Raw genomic sequence first — 21,728 nt, 5'->3', positions numbered from 1 at the left:
CCCGGGCGCCCCCGTCAACGGGGCGCCCCGGTCTTGGCCGCGAGCTTCTCGTCGTACCACCACGTCGTCGGGAAGCCGGAACTGGCGTAGAGCGGCAGGATCGCCGGGTGGCCGAACCGGTTCCAGCGCAGCGTCCGCTGCTGGTCGGAGGACCATTGCGGGACGACGTAGTCGTGGGCGAGGAGCACCCGGTCGAGGGCGCGCGTCGCCGCGATCACGGTGTGCCGGTCCTTGGCGAAGATCACCTTCTCGATCAGGGCGTCGATGCCGGGATCCTTGATCCCGATCAGGTTGCGCGAGCCGGGCTTGTCGGCCGCCGCCGAGCCCCAGTACTCGCGCTGCTCGTTGCCGGGCGAGAGCGACTCGCCCCACGACGCCGTGGTGACGTCGAAGTCGAAGTTGCGGATGCGGTTCTGGTACTGCGCCTGGTCGATCACCCGGAGGGTGGAGTCGATGCCGATCAGCTTCAGCTGCGCCGCGAACGGCAGGATGACCCGCTCGAAGGTGTTCTGGAACTCCAGGAACTCGACGGTCAGCGGCTCGCCGGTGGCCTTGCTGACCATCTTGCCGCCGCGCAGCTCGTAGCCGGCCTCGCGCAGCAGGCCGACGGCCTCGCGGAGGTTCTTGCGCACGGCCTCGGGGCCGTCGTTGACCGGGTTGGCGTAGGGGGTGGTGAAGACCGAGGCCGGGACCTTGTCCTTGACGCTCTCGAGGATCGCCTTCTCCTCGCCCTCGGGCAGGCCGGAGGAGGCCAGCTCCGAGCCGAAGAAGTAGGAGTTGATCCGCTTGTACAGGCCGTAGAACAGGGCCTTGTTCATCTCCTCGTAGTTCAGCGCGAGGTTGAAGGCCCGGCGGACGCGCGGATCCTTGAACTTGTCCCGGCGCGTGTTGAACGCGAAGGCCTGCATGATGCCCATGCCGCGCTCGGGGAACGCCTCCTTGATCAGCCGGCCCTCCTTCACGGCCGGGAAATCCTCGTAGGCGGTCGCCCAGTTCCGGGCGATGTTCTCCACCCGGAAGTCGTAGAGGTCGCCCTTCAGCGCCTCGACCAGCACCGTGCCGTCGCGGAAATACTCGTAGCGCTCGGTGTCGAAGTTGTAGCGCCCGGCGTTCACCGGCAGGTCCTTGCCCCAGTAGTCGGGCACGCGGGTGTAGGTCGTCGTGCGGCCCGGCTCGAACTTCGCGAGGCGATAGGGGCCCGAGCCCAGCGGCGGCTCCAGGGTCGTCTCGGTGACGCTGCGCGGCTTGCCGTTGGCGTCCTTGGCGGTCCACCAGTGCTTGGGCAGGACGCGCAGCTGCCCGATCACCTGCGGCAACTCGCGGTTGCCGGTCTCCGTGAAGGTGAAGGTCACCTCGTGCGGCCCGGTCACCGCGGCCTTGGCCACGGTCTGGTAGTAGGCGGCGTAGAACGGGCTGTTGGCCTTGAGCACGTCGAAGGACCAGACCACGTCCTCGGGCGTGATCGGCTGGCCGTCGTGCCAGCGGGCGTTCTCGCGCAGCCGGTACGAGACCGAGCCGAGATCGGGGGCGATCCGGACCGCCTCGGCGAGCAGGCCGTAGGAGGTGAACGGCTCGTCCGATGACTCGGTCATCAGCGAATCGTAGATCTGCTGGATGCCGTTCTCGAGGTCACCCTTCAGGCCGGCGACGACGATGTTGAAATTGTCGAACCCGCCCTGGGCCCCGAACCGGACCATCCCGCCCTTGGGCGCGGCCGGGTCGGCGTAGTCGAAATGCTTGAAGTCGGGGCCGTATTTCGGCTGGCCCATCAGCGTGATCGCGTGGGTCCACTGGCCGTTGGCGGCCGGCAGGGTGGCAGGCAACTCAGCCGGCGTCGACGGCATCGCGGCCGGTTCCTGCGCACGGGCCGGGGCGAGCTGGAGGCAGGCGGCGAGGAGTGTCGCGGCGAGGAGGCGTCCAGTCACGGTCTGCGCTGTCACGGGCAGGCTGTCTCCGTTGCGTCGGGCCCGCGCGCGGCGCGGACATCTCGAGAGTACCGGGGTCATAGGACGCGGGCGGCCACCCGTCGACCATGCGCCGCCGCACAGGACCGCGCGCGCGCCGCGCGCGACCCGCCGCGGGGCCGCGTCACGCCGCCCGCCCCCGGCGGCCCTCGACCAGCCACATGGCGAGCAGGGCGGCCGCCAGCGCGGCCAGCGCCGCGAGGCCGAGCGCCAGCGGGTAGACCTCGACGCCGCGGATGTTGGCGCTGTCGCTCGGACGGAAGCCGATCCAGTCGCTGCCGGCGAGGCGGCCGCCGCGCACCAGCGCGAGGCGCGGCACCTGGATGCCGCCGGTCTCGGCGACCCGGCGGACCGAGCCGCCCGATCCGTCGGCCGCGGCCTTCAGGCGCTCGGTGTCGCTGAACACGTCGGCCAGCTCGCGCGGGTTGGCCGGCCCGACGCTGACGAAGGCCACGAGGTTGCCCGAGCGCAGGGTGTGCAGGCCCAGGGTCTCCGCGTCGAAGGTCGCGGTGAACAGGCCGGGCTCCTTGGGCTTGAGCGTCAGCGTCGTCACCTTGCCGGTCGGGCCCGTGACGGTGACCGGCTCGGCCTGGTCCGCCATCGTCTGGCGCTCGACCCGCACCTCGCGGCCGCGCCCGGTGGTCTGGGCGCGCAGGGCCTCCTCCTCGAGGGCCGGCTCCTTCATCAGCCAGTGGCCGAGGCGGCGCAGCAGATCGAGATAGGGGCCGCCCTCCTGGTAGCCCCGCGCCCAGAGCCAGGCGTGGTCGGACAGGAGCAGGGCGACGCGGCCCTTGTCCTCGCGCGACAGCGCGAGCAGCGGCAGGCCCTCGGCCCCCGACAGGATCGGCTGGATCCCCGGCCGGGTCCTGGCCTCGACGATGCGCAGCCAGTCGCCCCAGGCGGGCGGGCTGGCGTCCGAGCCCGGCAGGTCGCGGGCCACCGGGTGGCGCTGGCCGATCTGGGTCGGCGTCGCCTTGTAGGGCTTCTCGACGACCCGGCCGTCGGGGTCGCCCGGCAGGATGCCGGCGAGCCGCGTGCGGGCGAGGCTGGCCGGTCCGGCGAATTCGGGACCGGCGGCGATCAGCAGGGCGCCGCCCTCGCGGACGTAGCGGACGATGTTGTCGAAATAGGCCTGCGGCAGCACGCTCTGGTTGGCGTAGCGGTCGAAGATGATCAGGTCGAAGTCCTTGATCTTCTGGACGAACAGCTCGCGCGTCGGGAAGGCGATCAGGGAGAGTTCCGAGATCGGCGTGCCGTCCTGCTTCTCCGGCGGCCGCAGGATCGTGAAGTGGACGAGGTCGACGTTGGCGTCCGACTTCAGGAGGTTGCGCCACGTGCGCTCGCCCTGGTGCGGCTCGCCGGAGACGAGCAGCACCCGGAGCTTCTCGCGGATGCCCTCGATGGGCAGGACCGCCCGGTTGTTGACCGTGGTGAGCTCGCCCGGCAGCGGCTCGACCTCGATCTCCACCACGTTCGGGCCGCCGTGCTCGATGCGCAGGTTCAGGGAGAACGGCTTGTCGGTGGCGACGTCCCGCCGGCCGATCTCCTCGCCGTCGCGGCGCACCGTGACGACCGCGTGGCCGGTCCCGCCGCGCTCCATGACCTCGGCGCGGATCGTCAGGTCCTTGCCGACGATGCCGAAGCGGGGCGCCTCCAGGAGCTTGATCTGCCGGTCGCGCTCGTCCGGGTGTCCGGTGACGAGGACGTGGAGCGGCGCCTTGATGCCGAGCTGGGCCAGGGAGGCGGGGATGTCGTGCACCACGCCGTCGGTGAGCATCACGATCCCGGCGAGCCGCTCCGGCGGCACGTCGGCGAGCGCCTGGCTCAGGGCCGTGAACAGCTTGGTGCCGTCGTCGCCGTCCTTGGAATCGGGCACGTCGATGAAGCGGGGCTCGATGTCGGTCAGCGCCCCGAAGCGGCGCTGCAGCTCGGCGCGGACCGCGTCGGTCATCTGCGGCCGGTCGCCGAGCTGCTGGGAGCCGGACCGGTCGACCACGATGGCGGCCACGTCCTTCACGGGCTCGCGGTCCTCGCGCACCAGCGCGGGATTGGCGAGCGCCGCCAGCACCAGGGCGAGGACGAGGACGCGCAGCAGCGCGGTCCGGCCGCGGGCCAGGACGGCGAAGACCGCCAGGACGGCGACGATCGCGCCCAGGACGGCGATGGCCGGCCAGGGCAGGAGGGGGGTGAAGCTGAGGCTCAGCATCGGGCGGAGCACTCCGGATCCGTGAGGCGACGCCGCGCTTCGTGCCGGGCGCCGCCACGCTCACGCGGCGGCGCGGGCAGGCGCGACGGGCTCCCTCTCCCGTACGGGAGAGGGCTGGGGTGAGGGCCGGGAAGTTTCGGGCTCAAGCGCGCCGTCGACGTGCCGACAGGGAGCGCCGCGTCCGGGGAGACATGGTCCCTCACCCTGTCCCTCTCCCGCACGGGAGAGGGGACCCGCGCCCCGTCCTGCCGACGCGCCGCCGCGCGCGCGCTTCGGATCTGCAGGCACGCAGAGAAGGGAGGGGAGGCGGCCGCGCGCTGTCTGTCCAAAACCATCACTGCCCCAGCCGCTCCAGCAGCGCGGGCACGTGGACCTGATCCGCCTTGTAGTTGCCGGTGAGCGTGTACATCACGATGTTCACGCCACCGCGGAACGCCATCTCGCGCTGGCGCTGGTCGCCGCCCACGACCGGGTAGAGCGGCTCGCCCCGGCGGCCGACAGCCCAGGCGGCGGCGAGGTCGTTGCCGGTGATGATGATCGGGCTCACGCCGTCCCCCGCGCGGGCCGGGCGGCGCTCGGCGCCGTCCGCGGCCGGCGGCAGCGCCTCCACCCAGGTCTGGCCCGTGGCGTAGCGGCCCGGGAAGCTGTCCACGAGGTAGAAGGCCTTGGTCAGCACGTGGTCGAGGGGCACCGGCTCCAGTTCCGGCACCTCGAGCGTCGCCAGCATCTTCCGGAGATAGGCCCCTTCCGGGGTGGGCGGCCCGCCCGGCCGGGCGGTGAGCGCGTCGCGGGTGTCGAACAGGACCGTGCCGCCGTTGCGCATGAACGCGTCGATCTTGCGGATCGCGACGTCCGAGGGCTGCGGCCGGTTCGGGGCGATCGGCCAGTAGATCAGCGGGTAGAAGGCCAGCTCGTCCTTCGCCGGATCGATCCCGGCGGGCTCGCCCGGCTCCAGGGCGGTGCGCGCGGCCAGCATCTGGGTCAGGCCGGTGAGGCCGGTGCGGCTCGCCTCGTCGACGGCGGCGTCGCCCGTGATCACGTAGGCGAGGCGCGTGACCAGCGCCGATTCGATGCCGTTCGGCCGGTTGGCCGGGGGCTCCTCCGCGCCGGCCGGGCGCACCGGCAGGGCGGCGAGCAGGACCAGGCCGGCGAGGGCCAGCACGGCCGGCCGTCCGCGCAGGCGGGCCGCCAGACCGCCGCGGCGCAGGAAGCCGCCGAGCCACAGTCCCGCCAGGGTGTCGAGCGCGAGCAGCAGCAGCGCCAGGGTGAACAGGCTCGGCCGCAGGTCCAGGGTCTCGGCCCCGGCGAGCGACCCGAACCGGGCGCCGTCGAGGGCCGCGGTGTCGAGGGGCGTCAGCCGGTCATCCGGTTTTAGGGCGTTCACGCTGATGCCTCCGTCCGGCGGGCCGTAGAAGCCCGGCGGATGCTCAAGGTTCGCCCGGTCGGCGTAGTCGGCCGACACCGCGGTGGCCGAGGCCGGCGGCGAGCCCAGCGCGCCGAACCCGTCCAGCGTCACCCGCGGCGCGAGCACCGGCGCGGCGGCCCGCGCGGCGTCGCCCTGCACCGGCGCCGAGGCGCCGGCCAGCGCCACGACGCGCCGAAGCATGTCGATGAACAGCCCGGAGAGCGGCAGGTTCGACCACGTCGTGTCGGCGGTGACGTGGAACAGCACGATCGTGCCCTGGCCGCGCTTCTGCGCGGTGACGATCGGCGTGCCGTCCTGCAGGGACGCCCAGGTCCGGTTCGGCAGGTCGCCGTCCGGCTCGGCCAGGATCTGGCGGCGCACGCCGATATCGGCGGGCGGCGTCAGGCCCGCGAAGGGGCTCTCGGGCGGGAAGGGCGCCAGGGTCTTGGGGCTGTCCCAGGAGAGCGTGCCGCCGAGCGTCCGGCCGCCGCGCCGCAGCCGCACCGGCACCAGCGGGTCGTTGCCGGCGGCGAGCCGCGGGCCGGCGAAGCGCAGCAGCATACCGCCGTCCTTCACGAAGCTCTCGATCCGCGCGGTGGTCCTCTCGTCGAGGGCGCCGACATCGGCGAGCACGAGGACCGAGACCTGGTTGTCGAGGAGCTGGTTGATCGAGTCCGCCGTCCCCTTGGCGCCCCGCGGCTCCTGCACGTCCGCGAAGGGCTGGAGCGCCCGGGACAGGTAATAGGTCGGCGCCAGGAGGGGCTGCGCCTGGTCGAGCGTGCCGCCGAACACGAGGCCGACGCGGCGGCGCTTGCCGCGCTCGTCCTGCAGGACCACGGCGCCGGCCGAGCGCTCGCCCGCGATCTCCAGGCGGCTGATGCTGTTGCGCAGCTCCACAGGCATCTCGAAGGTCGCGTCCGCCTCGGTGGCGTCGGCCGCGAAGGCGAAGTCGCGCTCGGCCAGCGGCAGGCCCTTCTGGTCGAGCGCCCGGATCACCCCGGCGTCGCGCCCGTTCGGCGCCGCCCGCAGGGCGTGCGTCACGAGCTTGCCGGCATTCTCGGTGGCGGTGAGAGCGAGGGCGGGCGGCCTGTCGGCCCGCAGCACCGTCAGGGCCGCGCCCTTGTCGCCCGCGAGGTCGGCGAGGCCCTTGGCGAAGCGCGTGTCGTTCGCGCCGGCGACGCCGTCGCTGATCCAGACGAGGCCGGCGCCGCGGTTCTTGTCGAGGAAGGTCTCGATCGTCGCGAGATGCGCGTCGCGGGAGGGGAGGATCGGGCGCGGCGCGAGGGCGCGCAGGCGCTCCAGGGCGGCGGCCGGCGTCTTCGCCTCGAAGGCCGCGGGGGCGTCGGCGAGGCCGATCACCGCGACGGGCCGGCCGTCCCGGGCGGCGCCCTCGACCGCGTCGGTGGCGACGCGCAGGCGGTCGCGCCAGTCGTGGGCGGCCGGGAAACCGTTGTCGAGGAGCACGAGGAGCGCGCTGCGGCCACCGCCTTCCCCGATGCCCCCGGCGTTCCAGACCGGACCCGCGACCGCGAGGATCAGCGCGGCGGCGATCAGGAGCCGGAGGATCAGCAGCCAGGGCGGCGTGCGGGCCGGGGTCTGCCGCTGCGGGACCAGGTCGGCGACGAGCTTCAGCGGCGGGAAGTTGATCCGCCGCGGGCGCGGCGGGGTCACCCGCAGCAGGAACCACAGGGCCGGCAGGCCGATCAGGGCGGCGAGCGCCAGCGGGGCGGCGAAGGTCAGACCCAGCATGGCGGCCTCACTCCGTGCCGCGGGCGGCGATCAGCGTGGCGAGCCGCAGGGCCGCCTCGCTGGCCGGCCGGTCCGTGCGGTGGATCGTCAGCGTCCAGCCCTGTCCGCGGGCGATGGACGCCAGCGCGGCCCGGTGCTCGGCGATCCGGGCCCGGTAGCGCGCCCCCCAGGCGTCGGCGTCGCCGATATCGAGGCTGAGGCCGCCCTCGAGATCGTGCAGGACGGCCTGGCCGGTGAACGGGAAGGTCTCCTCGATCGGGTCCACGACCATGAGGAGATGGCCGCGGCTGCCGCGGCCGGCGAGACTCTGCACGGAGGCCGCGATCCGGTCCGGCGCGGTCAGGAAATCGCCGATCAGCACCACCTCGTCGAAGCGGGCGGGGCTGGCGCGGGGCGGCAGGTCCTGAGTCAGGCCCGCGTGGTCGGCCACGAGCGCCTGGGCCAGGCGCTCGACGATCCCGCGGGAGGCGCTCGCGCGGGTCAGCCCGAGCAGGCCCACCCGCTCGCCGCCCTCCACGAAGGCGTCGGCCAGGGCGAGCCCGAGGACGAGCGCCCGCTCGACCTTCGGGGCCGAGGCGAGGTCCGACACGAACCCCATCGAGGCCGAGCGGTCGATCCACAGCCAGATATTGTGGGCCGCCTCCCATTCGCGCTCGCGCACGTAGAGCCGGTCGTCGCGGGCCGAGCGGCGCCAGTCGACGCGCGCCGCGGCCTCGCCGGTCACGAAGGGGCGGAACTGCCAGAAGCTCTCGCCCGGCCCCGCGCGGCGGCGGCCGTGGAGGCCGTGGGCCAGCAGGCTCGACACGCGGCGCGCCTCCAGGACGAGGCGGGGCATCTTGTCGGAGAGGGCGGTCGCGCCCTCGCTCTCGCGCCGGCCTGGGGTGCGCCTGCCGGCGTCGAGGGCGTTCGTCGCGACCAAAGTCAGAGCTTCTCCGCGAGCTTGGCGATCAGGCCCTCGATGGTCTCGCCGTCGGCGCGGGCGGTGTAGCTCAGTGCCATCCGGTGCTTGAGCACCGGCTCGGCCAGCGCCTTCACGTCCGCCACCGAGGGCGCGACCCGGCCCTCGATCAGCGCCCGGGCGCGGGCGGCGAGCGTCAGCGCCTGACTCGCGCGGGGGCCCGGGCCCCAGAGGAGCTTGTCCTTCACGATGGCGTCGCCGCTGTCCGGCCGGGCGGCGCGCACGAGGTCGAGGATCGCCTCGACCACGGCCTCCCCCACCGGCAGCCGGCGCACGAGGCGCTGGGCGGTGAGCAGCTGCTCGGTGGACATCACGGCCCGCGGCCGCGCCTCGTCCACGCCGGTGGTCTCGATCAGGATCCGGCGCTCGGCGGCGCGGTCGGGGTAGCCGACGTCGATCTCCAGGAGGAACCGGTCGAGCTGCGCCTCGGGCAGCGGGTAGGTGCCCTCCTGCTCGATCGGGTTCTGGGTCGCCAGCACGTGGAACGGCCGGGGCAGGTCGTGCCGGGCGCCCGCCACCGAGACGTGGCCCTCCTGCATGGCCTGGAGCAGGGCCGACTGCGTGCGCGGGCTCGCCCGGTTGATCTCGTCGGCCATCAGGAGCTGCGTGAAGACCGGCCCCTGCACGAACCGGAAGGCCCGGCGGCGCTCGGCGTCCTCCTCCAGGATCTCGGTGCCGAGGATGTCCGAGGGCATCAGGTCCGGGGTGAACTGCACGCGCCGCGCGTCGAGGCCCAGCACCGTGCCGAGCGTCTCGACCAGCTTGGTCTTGGCGAGGCCCGGCAGGCCGACCAGCAGGCCGTGGCCGCCGGCCAGGATAGTCACGAGGGCGAGATCGACGACCTCCTCCTGGCCGAAGATCACCCCGTGGATCGCCTCCCGCGCCGCGCCGACGGCGGCGAGGCAGCTCTCCGCCGTCGCCACGATGCCGTCGTCCAGGGTGGTGGCCGGGCTGATCCCCTGCGTCATGCCGATATCCATCTCCTGCCCGGGCCCCGCGGGACCCGCCGGCCAATCCCGCAAGTGTGGGGCTTCTGGTGCCGGGCTGGCAAGGTCGGGATCGCCGCACGCCCGTTCGTGGCCAGTTTCGCGCTGCGCGAGGCCGGCGCGCATGCCGGCGGACGAGACCTCCGCGTCTCTGGGCGGTCGCCGAGCTTGCCCCCGCTCTTGGCGTGGGCGACCCGGACCTTTAGGAAGGCGCCCAAGCCGGGGCGATCCTCACCCGCGACCGCCGGACCGGCCGAACCCTCTGATGTCTCTCGCGGATCGCGGCGTGGGCAGCTTTGCGGGCTTCCCGCGTATCCGGACCTGACCATGCGCCTTCGAGATGTGTTCGTCGTCGGATCGTCGGACAAGGCCGGCCTCGCCGGCGCGGCGCAGTCCCTCTCGCGCCCGCTGACCCGGCGGCTCAAGGGCCGCCGCCGCGGCGAGCCCCGGCAGGCGGACCTCGTCCGCGCGGTCAAGGAATCCGGCCTGTTCGATCCGGCCTGGTACGCGAGGCGCTACCCCGACGTGGTCGGCGAGGGGATCGACCCGGCGGTGCACTACGCGGTCCACGGCGGGCGCGAGGGGCGCTGGCCGCACCCGCTGTTCCACGGCGATCTCTACCTCGATTCCGTCCCGGGCCTCCGGGCCGAGGGCACCAACCCGCTGCTCCACTACCTCGACCGCGGCGCCGCGGCGGGCATCCGTCCCAACCCGCTGTTCGATCCGGACTGGTACGCGACGCGCTACCTCGGCGGCGCGGAGCACCGCGCCCGGGCGTTCTCCGACTTCCTGTCGCGGACCGACACCGACCCGTCGCCTCAGTTCGACACCGCCTGGTACCTGTCGCGCTACCCGGACGCCCGCGCGGCCGGCGGCAACGCCCTGAGTCACTTCTACGAGACCGGCCGGAAGCAGGGCTACCTGCGCAACCCGGAGGAGTTCGCCGGCCTGTCGCGGCACGTCGACCTGATCCGCCGGTCGGGCCTGTTCGACGCCGCGTTCTACCGCGCGCGCTGCCCGGAGGCCGAGACCAGCGGGCTCGAGCCCCTGGAGCACTACGTGATGGCCGGCGGTTACCGCCGCTACGCGCCCCACCCGCTGTTCGATCCCGACTGGTACGCGGCCCAGTCCGCCGCGGTGCGGGCCGACAGCCTCAACCCGCTGGTCCACTACCTCGAGCACGGCGCCGCCGAGGGCCTCGACCCGGGCCCCTGGTTCGACACGCGCTGGTACACCGAGACTTTCCTCGGTGACGACGCGGCCGGGCAGAACCCGCTGGCGCATTTCCTCGCCGATGGCGGGCGCACGACCAGCCCGTCGCCGCGCTTCGACGCGCCCTGGTACCGCGCCCGCTACCCGAAGGTCGCCGCGCTCGGCCTCAACCCGCTGATCGACTACGTCACGACCGGCCTGGAGGCGGGCCGCCTGACCCGCCGCGTCCCCGGCGCCGCGGTGCCGGAAGCCTCCGACGCGCGCCTCTCCTGCCTGAAGCGCGAGGCTCGGCGGCACGGCCGCACGGCCCTGTTCATCACCCACTGCCCCGAGGGGCGGATCCGCGGCCACGTCGAGCCCTACCTGCGGGCGTTCGCGGAGAACGGGACCGACCTCGTCCTGATCATCGCCGCCGACCAGCACAAGAACGCCGTGCCCCAGGCGATCCTGGATCTCTGCGCCTCGGTCTACCTGCGCGAGAACAGCGGCTTCGACTTCGCCGCCTGGGCGCATGTCCTCCTGGAGGACACCGACCTCCTCGATTCCGAGACGCTCTACCTCGCCAATGACAGCCTCGTCGGGCCCCTCGACCGCGACGACTTCGCCGGCCTGCTCGCCAAGATCGACGCCTTCCCGGAGGCGGTGATCGGGCTCGCCGACAATTTCTACTACAGCCACCACCTCCAGAGCTTCTTCCTGGCCCTGAAGCGGCGCTGCCTGTCGTCCTACGCGTTCAGCCACTTCCTCCTGTCGGTGGCGAACTGGCCGGACAAGAACGCGGTGATCACCGAGTACGAGCTGACCTTCTCGCAGCGGATGCGCGCGGCCGGGCTCGGGATGCGCAGCCTGTTCTCGGCCCAGAACAAGCACATGTCGCTGGTCAACGACCCGCGCAACAACCGCACCCTGTTCGACTGGGAGAACATGCTCAGCCAGGGCTTCCCGTTCGTGAAGCGCTCGCTGCTGGGCGAGCACGCCGCGATCGGCGGGGCGGCGGTGCGGGAGGCGATCGCCGAGCGCGGCTTCGACCTCGACCGGCTCGACGTGACCTACACGTATCCGGGCGCCAGGATCTGGGCGGATCTGCGCAGGCCCCAGGCGCCGGCGCGGCCGCTGCGCGTCGCCTTCGTCTCGCCGATGAACTACGCCAACGGCCTCGGCGTCGCGGCCCGCAGCTACGCCCGCGCCCTGCATCGGACCCCCTTCGCGCTGAACGTCCACCCGATGGAACGGCCGTTCCACGTCCACGCCCGGGTGGCGCCGGCGTGGCAGGCCCGGACCTTCTCGGGCCCCGCCGACGTCGCGCTGGTGCATTTCAACGGCGACAGCTGGCACTCGCTGATGAGCGACCGGCAGCGGGCGATCGCCGCGGAGGCGCGGCTCAAGATCGGGCTGTTCGTCTGGGAGACCTCGCACGTGCCCGGCGGCTGGCTGCCGACCGTCGACGGCCTCGACGCGATCTGGGCGCCCACGGAGTTCTGCGCGGCGATCTTCCGGCAGATCACCGACATCCCGGTCGACGTCGTGCCCTACGTGGTCGAGAACGAGGCCGGCGAGCCGCCGAGCGCCGCCGCCAAGGCCAACCTGCGCAAGGCCTTCGCGATCGACCCGTCCAAGCGGGTGATCCTCTACGCCTTCGACGGCTCGAGCTACCTCGCCCGCAAGAACCCGCACGCGCTGATCCGGGCCTTCCGGGCGGCCGGGCTGGGACAGGCGGGCTGGCAGCTCGTGCTCAAGACCAAGCACGTCTTCGACCTGCCCGAGGAGGGCAAGAAGCTCCTCGACCTCGTGGGCACGTCCGGCGACGTGGTGGTGATCGACCAGCCGCTCTCCCAGAACGAGCTGGGCGCGCTGTTCGACCTCTGCGCGGTCTACGCCTCGTCGCACTCCTCGGAGGGGTTCGGCCTGACGATCGCCGAGGCGATGGAGATGGGCAAGGTCGTGGTCGCCACCGATTACGGCGGCTGCCGCGACTTCCTCGACGCCACCTGCGGCTTCCCCGTCAAGGCCGAGGTCACGGCCCTCGACCAGACCTACGGCCCGTACCTGCGGGGCGCCGAGTGGGGGCAGGTGGACGAGGCGGACCTGACCCGGGCCCTCAACGACGCGGCCCGGGCGGTGACCGGCGGCGACGCGGCCCGGATCGGCGCCGCCGCCCGGGCGCGCATCCGCGAGCGGCTGTCCATCGGCGCGGTGGCGCGAGCCATGGAGGCGAGCCTGACCCGCCTCCTGGCCGCCGAACGATCCTGACGTTCCGGAGACGCGACCCGTGTTGAAGAAGAAGCCGGTCCCGGCCCCGTCGAGCTCGTGGGGCACGCTCCCGTGGCCGGACGCGATCCTGCCGCTGCCCCTCGACGCGCAGCTCCGCCCCCTCGACGAGCGCCGGCTCGCCCAGGTCGCGGCCGGCCAGTTCCCCGCCTGCCGGGCGATCTTCGTCGCGCCCGCGGCCTCCGAGCTGCGCCCCGACCTCGCCGCGCACCTGACGCGCGCGCTGGCGGAGCGGCCCGATATCGGCATCTTCTACGGCGACGACGCCGTGGTGGACGGCGCCGGCCAGGTCCGGAGCGTCCACTGCAAGCCGGCCTTCAACCCGGCCCTGCTCATGGCCGACGACTACATCGGCTTCCCGCTGCTGATCCGCGTCTCGGCCCTGGCCGGGCTGAGCCCCGACTTCGGCCTGCGCCACGGCAGCGCCGCCTGGTTCCGGTTCCTGCTCGGCGCGATCTCCGCGGGGATCGGCATCGACCGGATCCCCCAGACCCTGATCGCCTCGCCGCTGGAGCGCCCGAAGGCGACCCGTGCGGGGCGCGCCCACGCCCTCGACCGGTGGTTCGAGGCGTCCGGCATGCCGCTGCGCGCCGCCCCCGGGCTGACCGCGGACACGCTGGAGATCCGCCGGAGCTTCGACGCGCGGCCGGCCGTGACCCTGGTCGTGCCGACCAACCAGAGCCGCCCGAAGGACGATCAGGGCCGCGTCGTGGAGGGCGCCAAGCCCCACGTGATCAACCTGCTCGACAGCCTCGGCCGCAGCACCTACCCGGCCGACAGGATCCGGGTGCTGATCGGCGACGACGTCGCCGACGACGCGATCTATCGCGGCCGCTCCGACCGCTTCACCCTGACCCGCCTGCTGACGACCCGTGCGCCGGGCGAGCGGTTCAACTACGCGGCCAAGATGAACACGCTCTGGCGCGCGGCCGAGACCGACCTCGTCATCCTGATGAACGACGACCTCGTCGTGCGCCGGCCCGGCTGGATCGAGGCGCTCCTCACCTTCGCGCTGGACCGCGGCGTCGGCGGCGCCGGCGGCCGGCTGCTGTTCCCCACGGGCAAGATCCAGCATGCCGGCATGACCGGCGGCATCTTCGATGTGTTCGCCCACCCCTGGTACAACCGGGACGCGGCCGAGCCGACCTACGGCGACTGGGCCCTGACGCAGCGCGACTGCTCGGCGGTGACCGGGGCGCTCTTCGCGACCCGCAAGGCGGTGCTGGAGGCGGTCAACGGCTTCGACGAGGGCTTCGCCCTCGACTTCAACGACGTCGACCTGTGCCTGAAAATGCGGCAGCTCGGCTACCGCATTGTCTACACGCCCTTCGCCGAGATGGCGCACCACGAGAGCGCCTCGCGGCAGACCAGCTTCGCGCCGGGCTCGCAGATCGCGCGCTTCCTGCGCCGCTGGGGCGACGTCATCGCCGAGGATCCGGCCTACAGCCCGCAGCTGCGCATCGACACCGACGTTGTCGCCCCGCGCGCCGACGCGACGCGCTGGATCGCGGAGCGCCGGGCGGACGCCGCCTGAGCGGGCCCCCGGGGTTAAGCTAAACGCGCGAAGTTCGGCGCGGCGGGCTGGAACGGAGCGACCCGAGCCTCTACCCCCCTCGCGGGGACGCGCGGACAGACTCGACCGCGCCGGGGTGGGGAGCCGACCGTGAAGAAGCTGCTCGCCGCCGCGGCCCTCCTCGTCGGCCTCGCCCTGGTCGGCCTCGCGGCGGAGATCCGGCTGCACGAGCGGGGCCGCCCCGTCGCCAGCACGGCGGTCCGATCGAGCGGGGCCGCCTTCGTCCCGGCGCCGATCCCGGCGGACTGGGTCGTCTCCGGCGACCCCGTCACCGAGGTCGCGGAGGTCTCGCAGACCCATGATGGGAGCGCGCAGGTCTACCTGTGGCGCACCACGGCCAGCGCGTTCCGCTGGACCCACCACGCCGACGAGATCATCACCATCCTCGACGGCGAGGTCTTCGTCACCGACGCGGACGGAAGCCGCCACCACCTGACGCCGGGCGACGTGGCGCATTTCCCGGTCGGCTCCGTCCAGCTCTGGGAGGTGCCCCGGACGCTGCTGAAATCGGCGATCCTCAAGCACCGCGCCCCGACCCTGGTCGAGGCGTCGCTGCGCTGGCTGCGCCGGGCCCGGGCGCTCGTCACCGGCTGACGCGCGGGCGCCCGTCACTCCCGACGCGCGGCCGCGGTGAGGTACCGTCCAGGTTGAATTCCGCAATCTGGTGACACGGCTTGCTAAGGCTTGGCGCGGCATCATCGGATCCCCGACGCCGCGAATTGACCCGATGGCCCCACTCCGCGACCTGCAGCTCGACGCCGCGCGCGGCCTCGCCGTGCTGCTGGTCCTCTCCGGCCACCTGCTGCAGCCCGTCTTCTACGGCCCGTCGGGCCCCGAGCCCGGGCCGGCCCTCGCGGTCTGGCGGGTGATCTACGCCTTCCACATGCCGTTCTTCTTCCTGCTCTGCGGGATGGTCGACCGGATGAAGGGAGAGATGGATCTCGCCGCCGCCTGCCTCTCCGCGCTGAAACTCGTGGTGGTGGCGCTGACGTTCAGCACCCTCGCGCTGATCCCCTGCGCCCTCGACGGCACCCTGTCGGCGGCGGACGCGCTGCGCGACGCGGTGTACGGCCAGAACTTCGGCCTGGGCGTGCTCTGGTTCCTGGTCGTCCTGGGGCTCGTGCGGGTGATCGACGCCGCGGCGCGCGCGGCGGTCTTTCCGGGCGGCTACTGGATCGTCCTCGGCGGCGCCCTGGCCCTGTCGTGGATCTGCAGCGCGCGGGCGTTCCCGTACTGGCAGGTCCACGCGCTCGTGGGCGCCCTGCCGTTCTACGTCGCGGGCCTGCGGCTCGGGCGGGGCGCGTTCGACGTGTCGGCGCTCCTCGGCGCCTGCGGCCTCGCCGTGCTCCTGGTCTGCGCGCCGCGCAACTTCGTCCACGTCGCGACCGGGCAGTACGGCGACCCGGCGCTGTTCGCCGTGTCGGCCGTGGCGGGCTCGGCGTTCATGCTGGCGGCCGCCGGCCGGCTGCGCGGCCCGCCGCGCGCCGCGGCGGGCCGCCTGGGGCGGGCGAGCTTCGAGCTCTACATCGTGAGCGGCCTCTTCCTCCTCTGGGCGCCGCACCGGCCCGCCTGGGACCGGTGGCATCTCCTGGCGCTGCTCGTGGTTCTCGGCCTGCCGCTGCACCTGATCGCGGCGCGCGCGCTGCGCGGGCCGATCCGGGCGGTCCGCCGGGCCGCCGACGCCGTGGTCGACGGCGTCGTCGACGGGCTCGCCGGCCGCCGGTATCGCGCGCCGCCGGGCTCCGCGCCGGGGCCGGGCTTCTCCGGGGCGGATCCTTAAGACTTGTGCGGGACCATCCGCCGGCATTCCGGCCACAAGACCCTCGATGACAGCGCCACCCGCCCGGGGCCCCGATGTTCGCTGAGCGCCCGCGCGGCGGCGTCGGCACGTGGCCCCTGATCGCCGCCACGCTGGTCGCCACGGTCGTCTGGATGGCGGTCGCCGGGCTGCGCTTCGCCTGGGACAGCGCCCTCGTCACCGGGGTGGCCTGCGGCGGGCTCGAGGCCCTGGCGCAGGTCTACCGCACGCGCCGCCCCGAGCCGCGCATCGCCGCCACGCTCAGCGCGCTGGCGCAGGTCATCGCCTTCAGCGCCTGCGCGGCTGCCCTGTCGTACACGGTCGCGAGCACCGGCGGCCCGCTCTGGGATTCGACCTTCCACGCCTGGGACCGGCGGCTCGGTCTGGACTGGCGGGCCTACCTGGCCTTCGTGGACGGCCATCCGCGACTCGGGCTGGCGCTCTCGCTCGCCTACCGGAGCCTGATCCTGCAGACCATGCTGGCGGTCATCCTGCTGGGCTTCAGCGGCCGGCTTCGAGCGCTGCGGGACTTCGTCCTGGCCTTCGCCCTCGCCGGCACGGTGACGGTCCTGGTGTCGGCGCTGACGCCCGCCCTGGCGAACTTCGTGTTCCTCGGCCTGTCCCCGGCTGACTTCCCCAACCTGCACCCGGCCGCGTCCTACGTCCACGTCGCGGACCTGACCGGCCTGCGCGACGGCACGCTCCGGACGATCAACCTCGATCACGTCGAGGGCATCATCACGTTCCCGAGCTTCCACGCGGCGCTCGGCGGCCTCTACATCTGGGCCTTCTGGCGTCTGCGCGCGGCCCGGATCCCGGCCCTCGTCGTCAACGCCCTCCTCATCGCCGCCACACCGATCGATGGCGGCCACTACTTCGTCGACGTGATCGCCGGGCTGGTCATCGCCGCCCTGGCGATCTGCGCCGCGCGGGCGCTCGGGCGGCGGGCCGCGGACGCGCTCCGCCCCGGAGCGTCCGAGGGCGGCCCCGCGCCGGGACGGGCCTGAGGCCGGCGGCTGGCGGGCGCCTCAGAGCGCCTCGCCCCGCATCAGCCGGGGCCGCGAGTCGCGCGCGGCCGCGGCCTCGCCGATGAAGAAGCGCTTGAGCCCCGGCAGCCGGTCGACGATCCCGAGGCCGAGGTCGCGGGCGAGCCGCAGCGGCAGGGCGTCGTTCGAGAACAGCCGGTTCAGCCCGTCGGTCGCCGCCGCCATGGCGAAGCTGTCGAAGCGCCGGGCGCGCTCGTAGGCGCGCAGCACGTCGGGGCTTCCGGGGTCGAGGCCGAGGCGCAGCGCGCCGGTCACGGCCTCGGCCAGCGCCGCGGCGTCCGCGAGCCCGAGGTTGAGGCCCTGGCCGGCGATCGGGTGGATCACGTGGGCGGCGTCGCCCAGCAGGGCGAGACGCTCGGCGCGGAAGGCCCGGGCGATGCCGAAGGCGAGGGGGTGCCGGCTCGGGCCGTGCTCCAGCGCGAGCGTGCCGAGATCCAGGGTGAACCGGCGCTCGATCTCGGCGAGCACCTCGTCGGGCTCGCCGGAGAGCAGGGCCTCGGCGTCGTCCGACCGCTCGGTCCAGACGATGGACGAGCGGTGCCCCAGGGGACCGCCGTCCCGCAGCGGCAGGATCGCGAACGGGCCCGCGGGCAGGAAGTGCTCGAAGGCGCGGCCTTCGTGCGGCCGCGCGTGGCCGATCGTCGCCACGATGCCGACCTGCGGATAGGACCAGCCGACCCAGCCGATCCGCGCGGCCTCGCGCAGCCGCGACCGTGCCCCGTCGGCGGCCACCAGCAGGTCGCCCCGCAGGGTCTCGCCGGTGGTGAGCGCCGCGCGGATCGCGGCCCCCTCCGGCAGCGCGCGCACCACCCCGGCGGCGACGATCGCCACCCCCGCCGCCCGGCAGGCCTCCGCCAGGGCCGCGGCGAGCGGCTCGGCCTCGATCATGTGGGCGAAGGGCTCGCCGTCGTCGCGCTCGGCGTCCGCCTCGCGGCCGAAGGTCAGGAAGACCGGCCGCACCGGGTCGGCGAGGCGGCTGTCGCTGATCACCATCTCGGCGATCGGCTCGGCCGCGTCGGCGACCCGGGCCCACAGGCCGAGGCGCTCCAGCATCCGCCGCCCGCCCGCCGCCAGGGCGTAGGCGCGGCCGCGATGCCGGGCGGGGTCGGCCGCGCCCGGGTCGATCACCGTCACTGCCAGGGCCGGCCCGTGGGCCTGCTTCAGGGCGAGCGCCAGGGCGAGGCTGGGCAGGCCGCCGCCGGCGATCAGGAGGCTGCGGCTGCCGGGGCGAGGCGTCTCGGCCGTCATCGGGGCGGATCTCCTAGGGTTGCCGCACGCGGGACGCGTGGATTGGTTCGTCCGAACAGCCTATGTCGCACGCGGGCAACGAACGGAAACCCCGCGGGTCATGACCGACGCCAACACCGACGCGATGACGGACGCCGTCGCCGAGCTGATCGCCATCCTCGACCTGGAGCGCCTGGAGGTCGACCTGTTCCGCGGCCAGAACCCCAAGACGGGCTGGCGGCGCGTCTTCGGCGGGCAGGTGGTGGCGCAGGCGCTGGTCGCCGCGACCCGGACGGTGCCGGACGACCGCCCCGCCCACTCCCTCCACGCCTACTTCATGCTGCCCGGCGACCCGCGCACGCCCATCGTCTACGAGGTCGAGCGGATCCGGGACGGGCGGAGCTTCACGACCCGGCGGGTCAAGGCGATCCAGCACGGGCGCGCGATCTTCGCCACGACGGTCTCCTACCAGGTCGTCGAGGAGGGACTGACGCACCAGCCGGCGATGCCGGCGGTGGCCGGACCCGAGGGGCTCCTCGACGGCAAGGCCCTGGCGGCCGCCGGCGGCACCGGGATGCCGGAGGCGATCGCCGCCTATTTCGGCCGCGAGCGGCCGATCGCGCTGCGGCCGGTCGATCTCAACCGCTACCTGCCCGCCGGCGCGGGCGGCCGGGCGCCCGATCCGATCTTCAATGTCTGGCTGCGCGCGGCCTCGGCGCTGCCGGACGATCCGGCGCTGCATCGGGCCGTACTGGCCTACGCCTCCGACATGACCCTGCTCGACGTCTCGCTGATCCCGCACGCGCGCTCCGTGTTCGATCCGGCGATCCAGGCCGCGAGCCTCGACCACGCCCTCTGGTTCCACCGACCGGTCAAGATCGACGACTGGCTGCTCTACGCGCAGGACAGCCCGGTCGCGGGCGGCGCCCGCGGCTTCGCGCGCGGCCAGATCTTCGACCGCGCCGGCCACCTCGTGGCGTCGGTGGCCCAGGAGGGTCTGATCCGGCCGACGCGGGATTAAAGCGGGTTCCCGCGCGTGTGTTACCGGCGTGCCACAGCTCGGGCTGCACGGATTCGGGCAGTTTGCCTCGACTTTGTGCGTGATCGCTCCGGATCCTGCCCGCGATCTGTCCGTTTCGGGCTAATCCATGGGCAAAATGACGATCGGTGAAAATGTTCCCGGTCAAGCTTGTCTGGCATAGTCCTTGAATAGCGGCCTTCGACCGCGGGTCATCCCGAGCCTGCGGACGGTCCGTTCCGGCTCGTCCCGCAAATCGGGTGACGGCAACGGTTCCCGAGGACTTCGAAGGGGGCGTCGCCCATGAAAATCGTGATGGCCATCATCAAGCCGTTCAAGCTCGAGGAGGTGCGCGACGCGCTCACCGGAATCGGCGTCCACGGCCTGACGGTGACGGAGGTGAAGGGCTATGGCCGCCAGAAGGGCCACACCGAGATCTACCGCGGCGCGGAATACGCGGTCAGCTTCCTGCCCAAGCTGAAGATCGAGGTCGCCGTCGCCTCGGACCTGACGTCCAGCGTGATCGACGCCATCGCGGGGGCCGCGCGGACCGGCCAGATCGGCGACGGCAAGATCTTCGTGATGCCGCTGGAGAAGGCGGTGCGCATCCGGACCGGCGAGACCGACGCCGACGCCCTCTGATCCGCGGCCCGGCGCGTCCGGGCCCGCCGATCGCCAGACCTCCTGAAACAATACGGACTTGAGACCGGGAGCCACGTGCCCATGAAACTTCGTCATGCCCTCATGCTCGGCTTGGGAGGGGCGGCGATCGCCGCCCTCCTGATCGAGCCGTCCCTCGCGCAGACCCCGACACCGGAAGCCGCCTCGCCGCCGCCCTCGCCGATCCCCAACAAGGGTGACACGGCCTGGATGATGATCTCGTCGGCCCTGGTGCTGATGATGAGCATCCCCGGCCTCGCGCTGTTCTACGGTGGCCTCGTGCGCACCAAGAACATGCTGTCGGTGCTGACCCAGGTGTTCGCGATCGTGTCGATCGTCGGCCTGCTCTGGGTGTTCTACGGCTACAGCCTCGCCTTCACGAGCGGCGGCGGCCTCAACGACTTCGTCGGCGGCTTCTCGAAGGCGTTCCTGAAGGGCGTCGACGCGAACTCGACGGTCGCGACCTTCTCGAACGGCGTCGTGATCCCGGAATACGCCTATCTGTGCTTCCAGATGACGTTCGCCATGATCACGCCCGCACTGATCGTCGGCGCCTTCGCCGAGCGGATGAAGTTCTCCGCGCTGGTGGTGTTCACGATCCTCTGGGTCACGATCATCTACTTCCCGATGGCCCACATGGTCTGGTACTGGGCCGGCCCGGACGCCGTCGGCAACGCCGCCAAGGCTCTGGCCGCCGCCACCGACGACGCCTCGAAGGCGACCGCCCAGGCGGCCCTCGACGCGGTCAACAAGGATGCCGGCTTCCTCTTCCAGAAGGGCGCCCTCGACTTCGCCGGTGGCACCGTGGTGCACATCAACGCGGGCATCGCCGGCTTCGTCGGCTGCCTGATCATGGGCAAGCGCATCGGCTACGGCCGTGACCTGCTCGCCCCGCACTCCCTGACCATGACGATGATCGGCGCCTCGCTGCTGTGGGTCGGCTGGTTCGGCTTCAACGCCGGCTCGAACCTCGAGTCCAACGGCACCGCCGCGCTCGCGATGCTCAACACCTTCGTGGCGACCTGCGGCGCCGCGGTGGCGTGGCTGTTCGCCGAGTGGGCGCTCAAGGGCAAGCCGTCCCTGCTCGGCATGCTGTCGGGCGCGGTCGCCGGCCTCGTCGCGGTCACCCCGGCCTCCGGCTTCGCCGGCCCGATGGGCTCGATCGTGCTGGGCCTCGTCGCCGGCGTGGTCTGCTTCGTGATGTGCTCCACCGTGAAGAACGCGCTGGGCTACGACGACTCGCTGGACGTCTTCGGCGTCCACTGCATCGGCGGCATCCTGGGCGCGCTGGCGACCGGCATCCTGGTCGACCCGAACCTCGGCGGCGTCGGCATCCCCGACTACACCTCGAAGCCGGGCGAGCTGGCCGTCGGTGCCTACGACATGATGAGCCAGCTCATCGTCCAGGCCGAGGCGGTCGGCCTGACCCTGCTGTGGTCGGGTATCGGCTCGGCGATCCTCTACAAGCTCGTCGACGTGACGATCGGCCTGCGCGTCACGCAGGAGGAGGAGCGCGAGGGTCTCGACATCGCCGATCACGGCGAGCGCGCCTACAACTACTGAGACTGACGGCGCGGCCCTGCTGGGCCGCGTCTCCCGAACGAGAAAACCCCGGCTCCGCGAGGGCCGGGGTTTTCTTTTGCGTCAGGCCGTCTCGC

General features: G+C 73.0%; 14 protein-coding genes. 8 read left to right on the top strand and 6 right to left on the bottom strand.

Annotated features, from left to right (window positions below):
- Positions 1 to 14: 14 nt before the first annotated feature.
- The 5 genes from ACTJK8_RS14640 to ACTJK8_RS14620 form a co-directional block, all read right to left on the bottom strand.
- Positions 15 to 1,940: an extracellular solute-binding protein gene (locus ACTJK8_RS14640; RefSeq protein ID WP_440762103.1), complete on the bottom strand. Its 1,926-nt coding sequence runs from the start codon at positions 1,938 to 1,940 to the stop codon at positions 15 to 17.
- Positions 1,941 to 2,088: 148 nt separating this feature from the next.
- Complete coding sequence (locus tag ACTJK8_RS14635) at positions 2,089 to 4,170, bottom strand: hypothetical protein (protein WP_440762102.1); 2,082 nt, start codon at positions 4,168 to 4,170, stop codon at positions 2,089 to 2,091.
- Positions 4,171 to 4,504: 334 nt separating this feature from the next.
- The gene (locus tag ACTJK8_RS14630; RefSeq protein ID WP_440762101.1) at positions 4,505 to 7,324 is read right to left on the bottom strand and encodes a DUF4159 domain-containing protein; all 2,820 of its coding nucleotides are present in this window, start codon (positions 7,322 to 7,324) and stop codon (positions 4,505 to 4,507) included.
- 7 nt (positions 7,325 to 7,331) lie between these two features.
- Positions 7,332 to 8,243, bottom strand: a complete 912-nt coding sequence (locus ACTJK8_RS14625; RefSeq protein WP_012320572.1) for a DUF58 domain-containing protein — start codon at positions 8,241 to 8,243, stop codon at positions 7,332 to 7,334.
- 2 nt (positions 8,244 to 8,245) lie between these two features.
- On the bottom strand, positions 8,246 to 9,250 hold the full coding sequence (locus ACTJK8_RS14620) for an AAA family ATPase (protein ID WP_012320571.1): 1,005 nt from the start codon (positions 9,248 to 9,250) through the stop codon (positions 8,246 to 8,248).
- 345 nt (positions 9,251 to 9,595) lie between these two features.
- Between ACTJK8_RS14620 and ACTJK8_RS14615 the strand changes: the two genes are divergently transcribed.
- From ACTJK8_RS14615 to ACTJK8_RS14595, 5 genes are all read left to right on the top strand, one after another.
- The gene (locus ACTJK8_RS14615; RefSeq protein ID WP_440762100.1) at positions 9,596 to 12,730 is read left to right on the top strand and encodes a rhamnan synthesis F family protein; all 3,135 of its coding nucleotides are present in this window, start codon (positions 9,596 to 9,598) and stop codon (positions 12,728 to 12,730) included.
- A 19-nt stretch (positions 12,731 to 12,749) separates the two neighbouring features.
- Complete coding sequence (locus ACTJK8_RS14610; RefSeq protein WP_440762099.1) at positions 12,750 to 14,282, top strand: glycosyltransferase family 2 protein; 1,533 nt, start codon at positions 12,750 to 12,752, stop codon at positions 14,280 to 14,282.
- 129 nt (positions 14,283 to 14,411) lie between these two features.
- Complete coding sequence (locus ACTJK8_RS14605) at positions 14,412 to 14,915, top strand: cupin domain-containing protein (protein ID WP_012320568.1); 504 nt, start codon at positions 14,412 to 14,414, stop codon at positions 14,913 to 14,915.
- Positions 14,916 to 15,048: 133 nt separating this feature from the next.
- Entirely contained in the window at positions 15,049 to 16,101 is a 1,053-nt protein-coding gene (locus ACTJK8_RS14600) for an acyltransferase family protein (protein WP_440762098.1), read from the top strand.
- 74 nt (positions 16,102 to 16,175) lie between these two features.
- A complete protein-coding gene (locus ACTJK8_RS14595; RefSeq protein ID WP_440762097.1) occupies positions 16,176 to 17,126 on the top strand; it encodes a phosphatase PAP2 family protein in 951 nt (316 codons plus the stop codon).
- Positions 17,127 to 17,147: 21 nt separating this feature from the next.
- On the opposite strand, the gene ACTJK8_RS14590 is transcribed toward ACTJK8_RS14595, so the two are convergent.
- Entirely contained in the window at positions 17,148 to 18,413 is a 1,266-nt protein-coding gene (locus tag ACTJK8_RS14590; protein WP_440762096.1) for an FAD-dependent monooxygenase, read from the bottom strand.
- 100 nt (positions 18,414 to 18,513) lie between these two features.
- On the opposite strand from ACTJK8_RS14590, the gene tesB reads away from it, so the two are divergent.
- From tesB to ACTJK8_RS14575, 3 genes are all read left to right on the top strand, one after another.
- Complete coding sequence (gene tesB / locus ACTJK8_RS14585) at positions 18,514 to 19,413, top strand: acyl-CoA thioesterase II (RefSeq protein ID WP_083374385.1); 900 nt, start codon at positions 18,514 to 18,516, stop codon at positions 19,411 to 19,413.
- 300 nt (positions 19,414 to 19,713) lie between these two features.
- On the top strand, positions 19,714 to 20,052 hold the full coding sequence (locus ACTJK8_RS14580) for a P-II family nitrogen regulator (RefSeq protein ID WP_010683623.1): 339 nt from the start codon (positions 19,714 to 19,716) through the stop codon (positions 20,050 to 20,052).
- 81 nt (positions 20,053 to 20,133) lie between these two features.
- Complete coding sequence (locus ACTJK8_RS14575; protein WP_024829209.1) at positions 20,134 to 21,633, top strand: ammonium transporter; 1,500 nt, start codon at positions 20,134 to 20,136, stop codon at positions 21,631 to 21,633.
- Positions 21,634 to 21,728: the final 95 nt, after the last annotated feature.

It is taken from the genome of Methylobacterium sp. 22177 (assembly GCF_052045615.1).
GTDB classification, from domain to species: Bacteria; Pseudomonadota; Alphaproteobacteria; order Rhizobiales; family Beijerinckiaceae; genus Methylobacterium; species Methylobacterium radiotolerans.
Note: the sequence above shows the minus strand (reverse complement) of the source record. Positions and strands in the feature narration are given on the sequence as shown.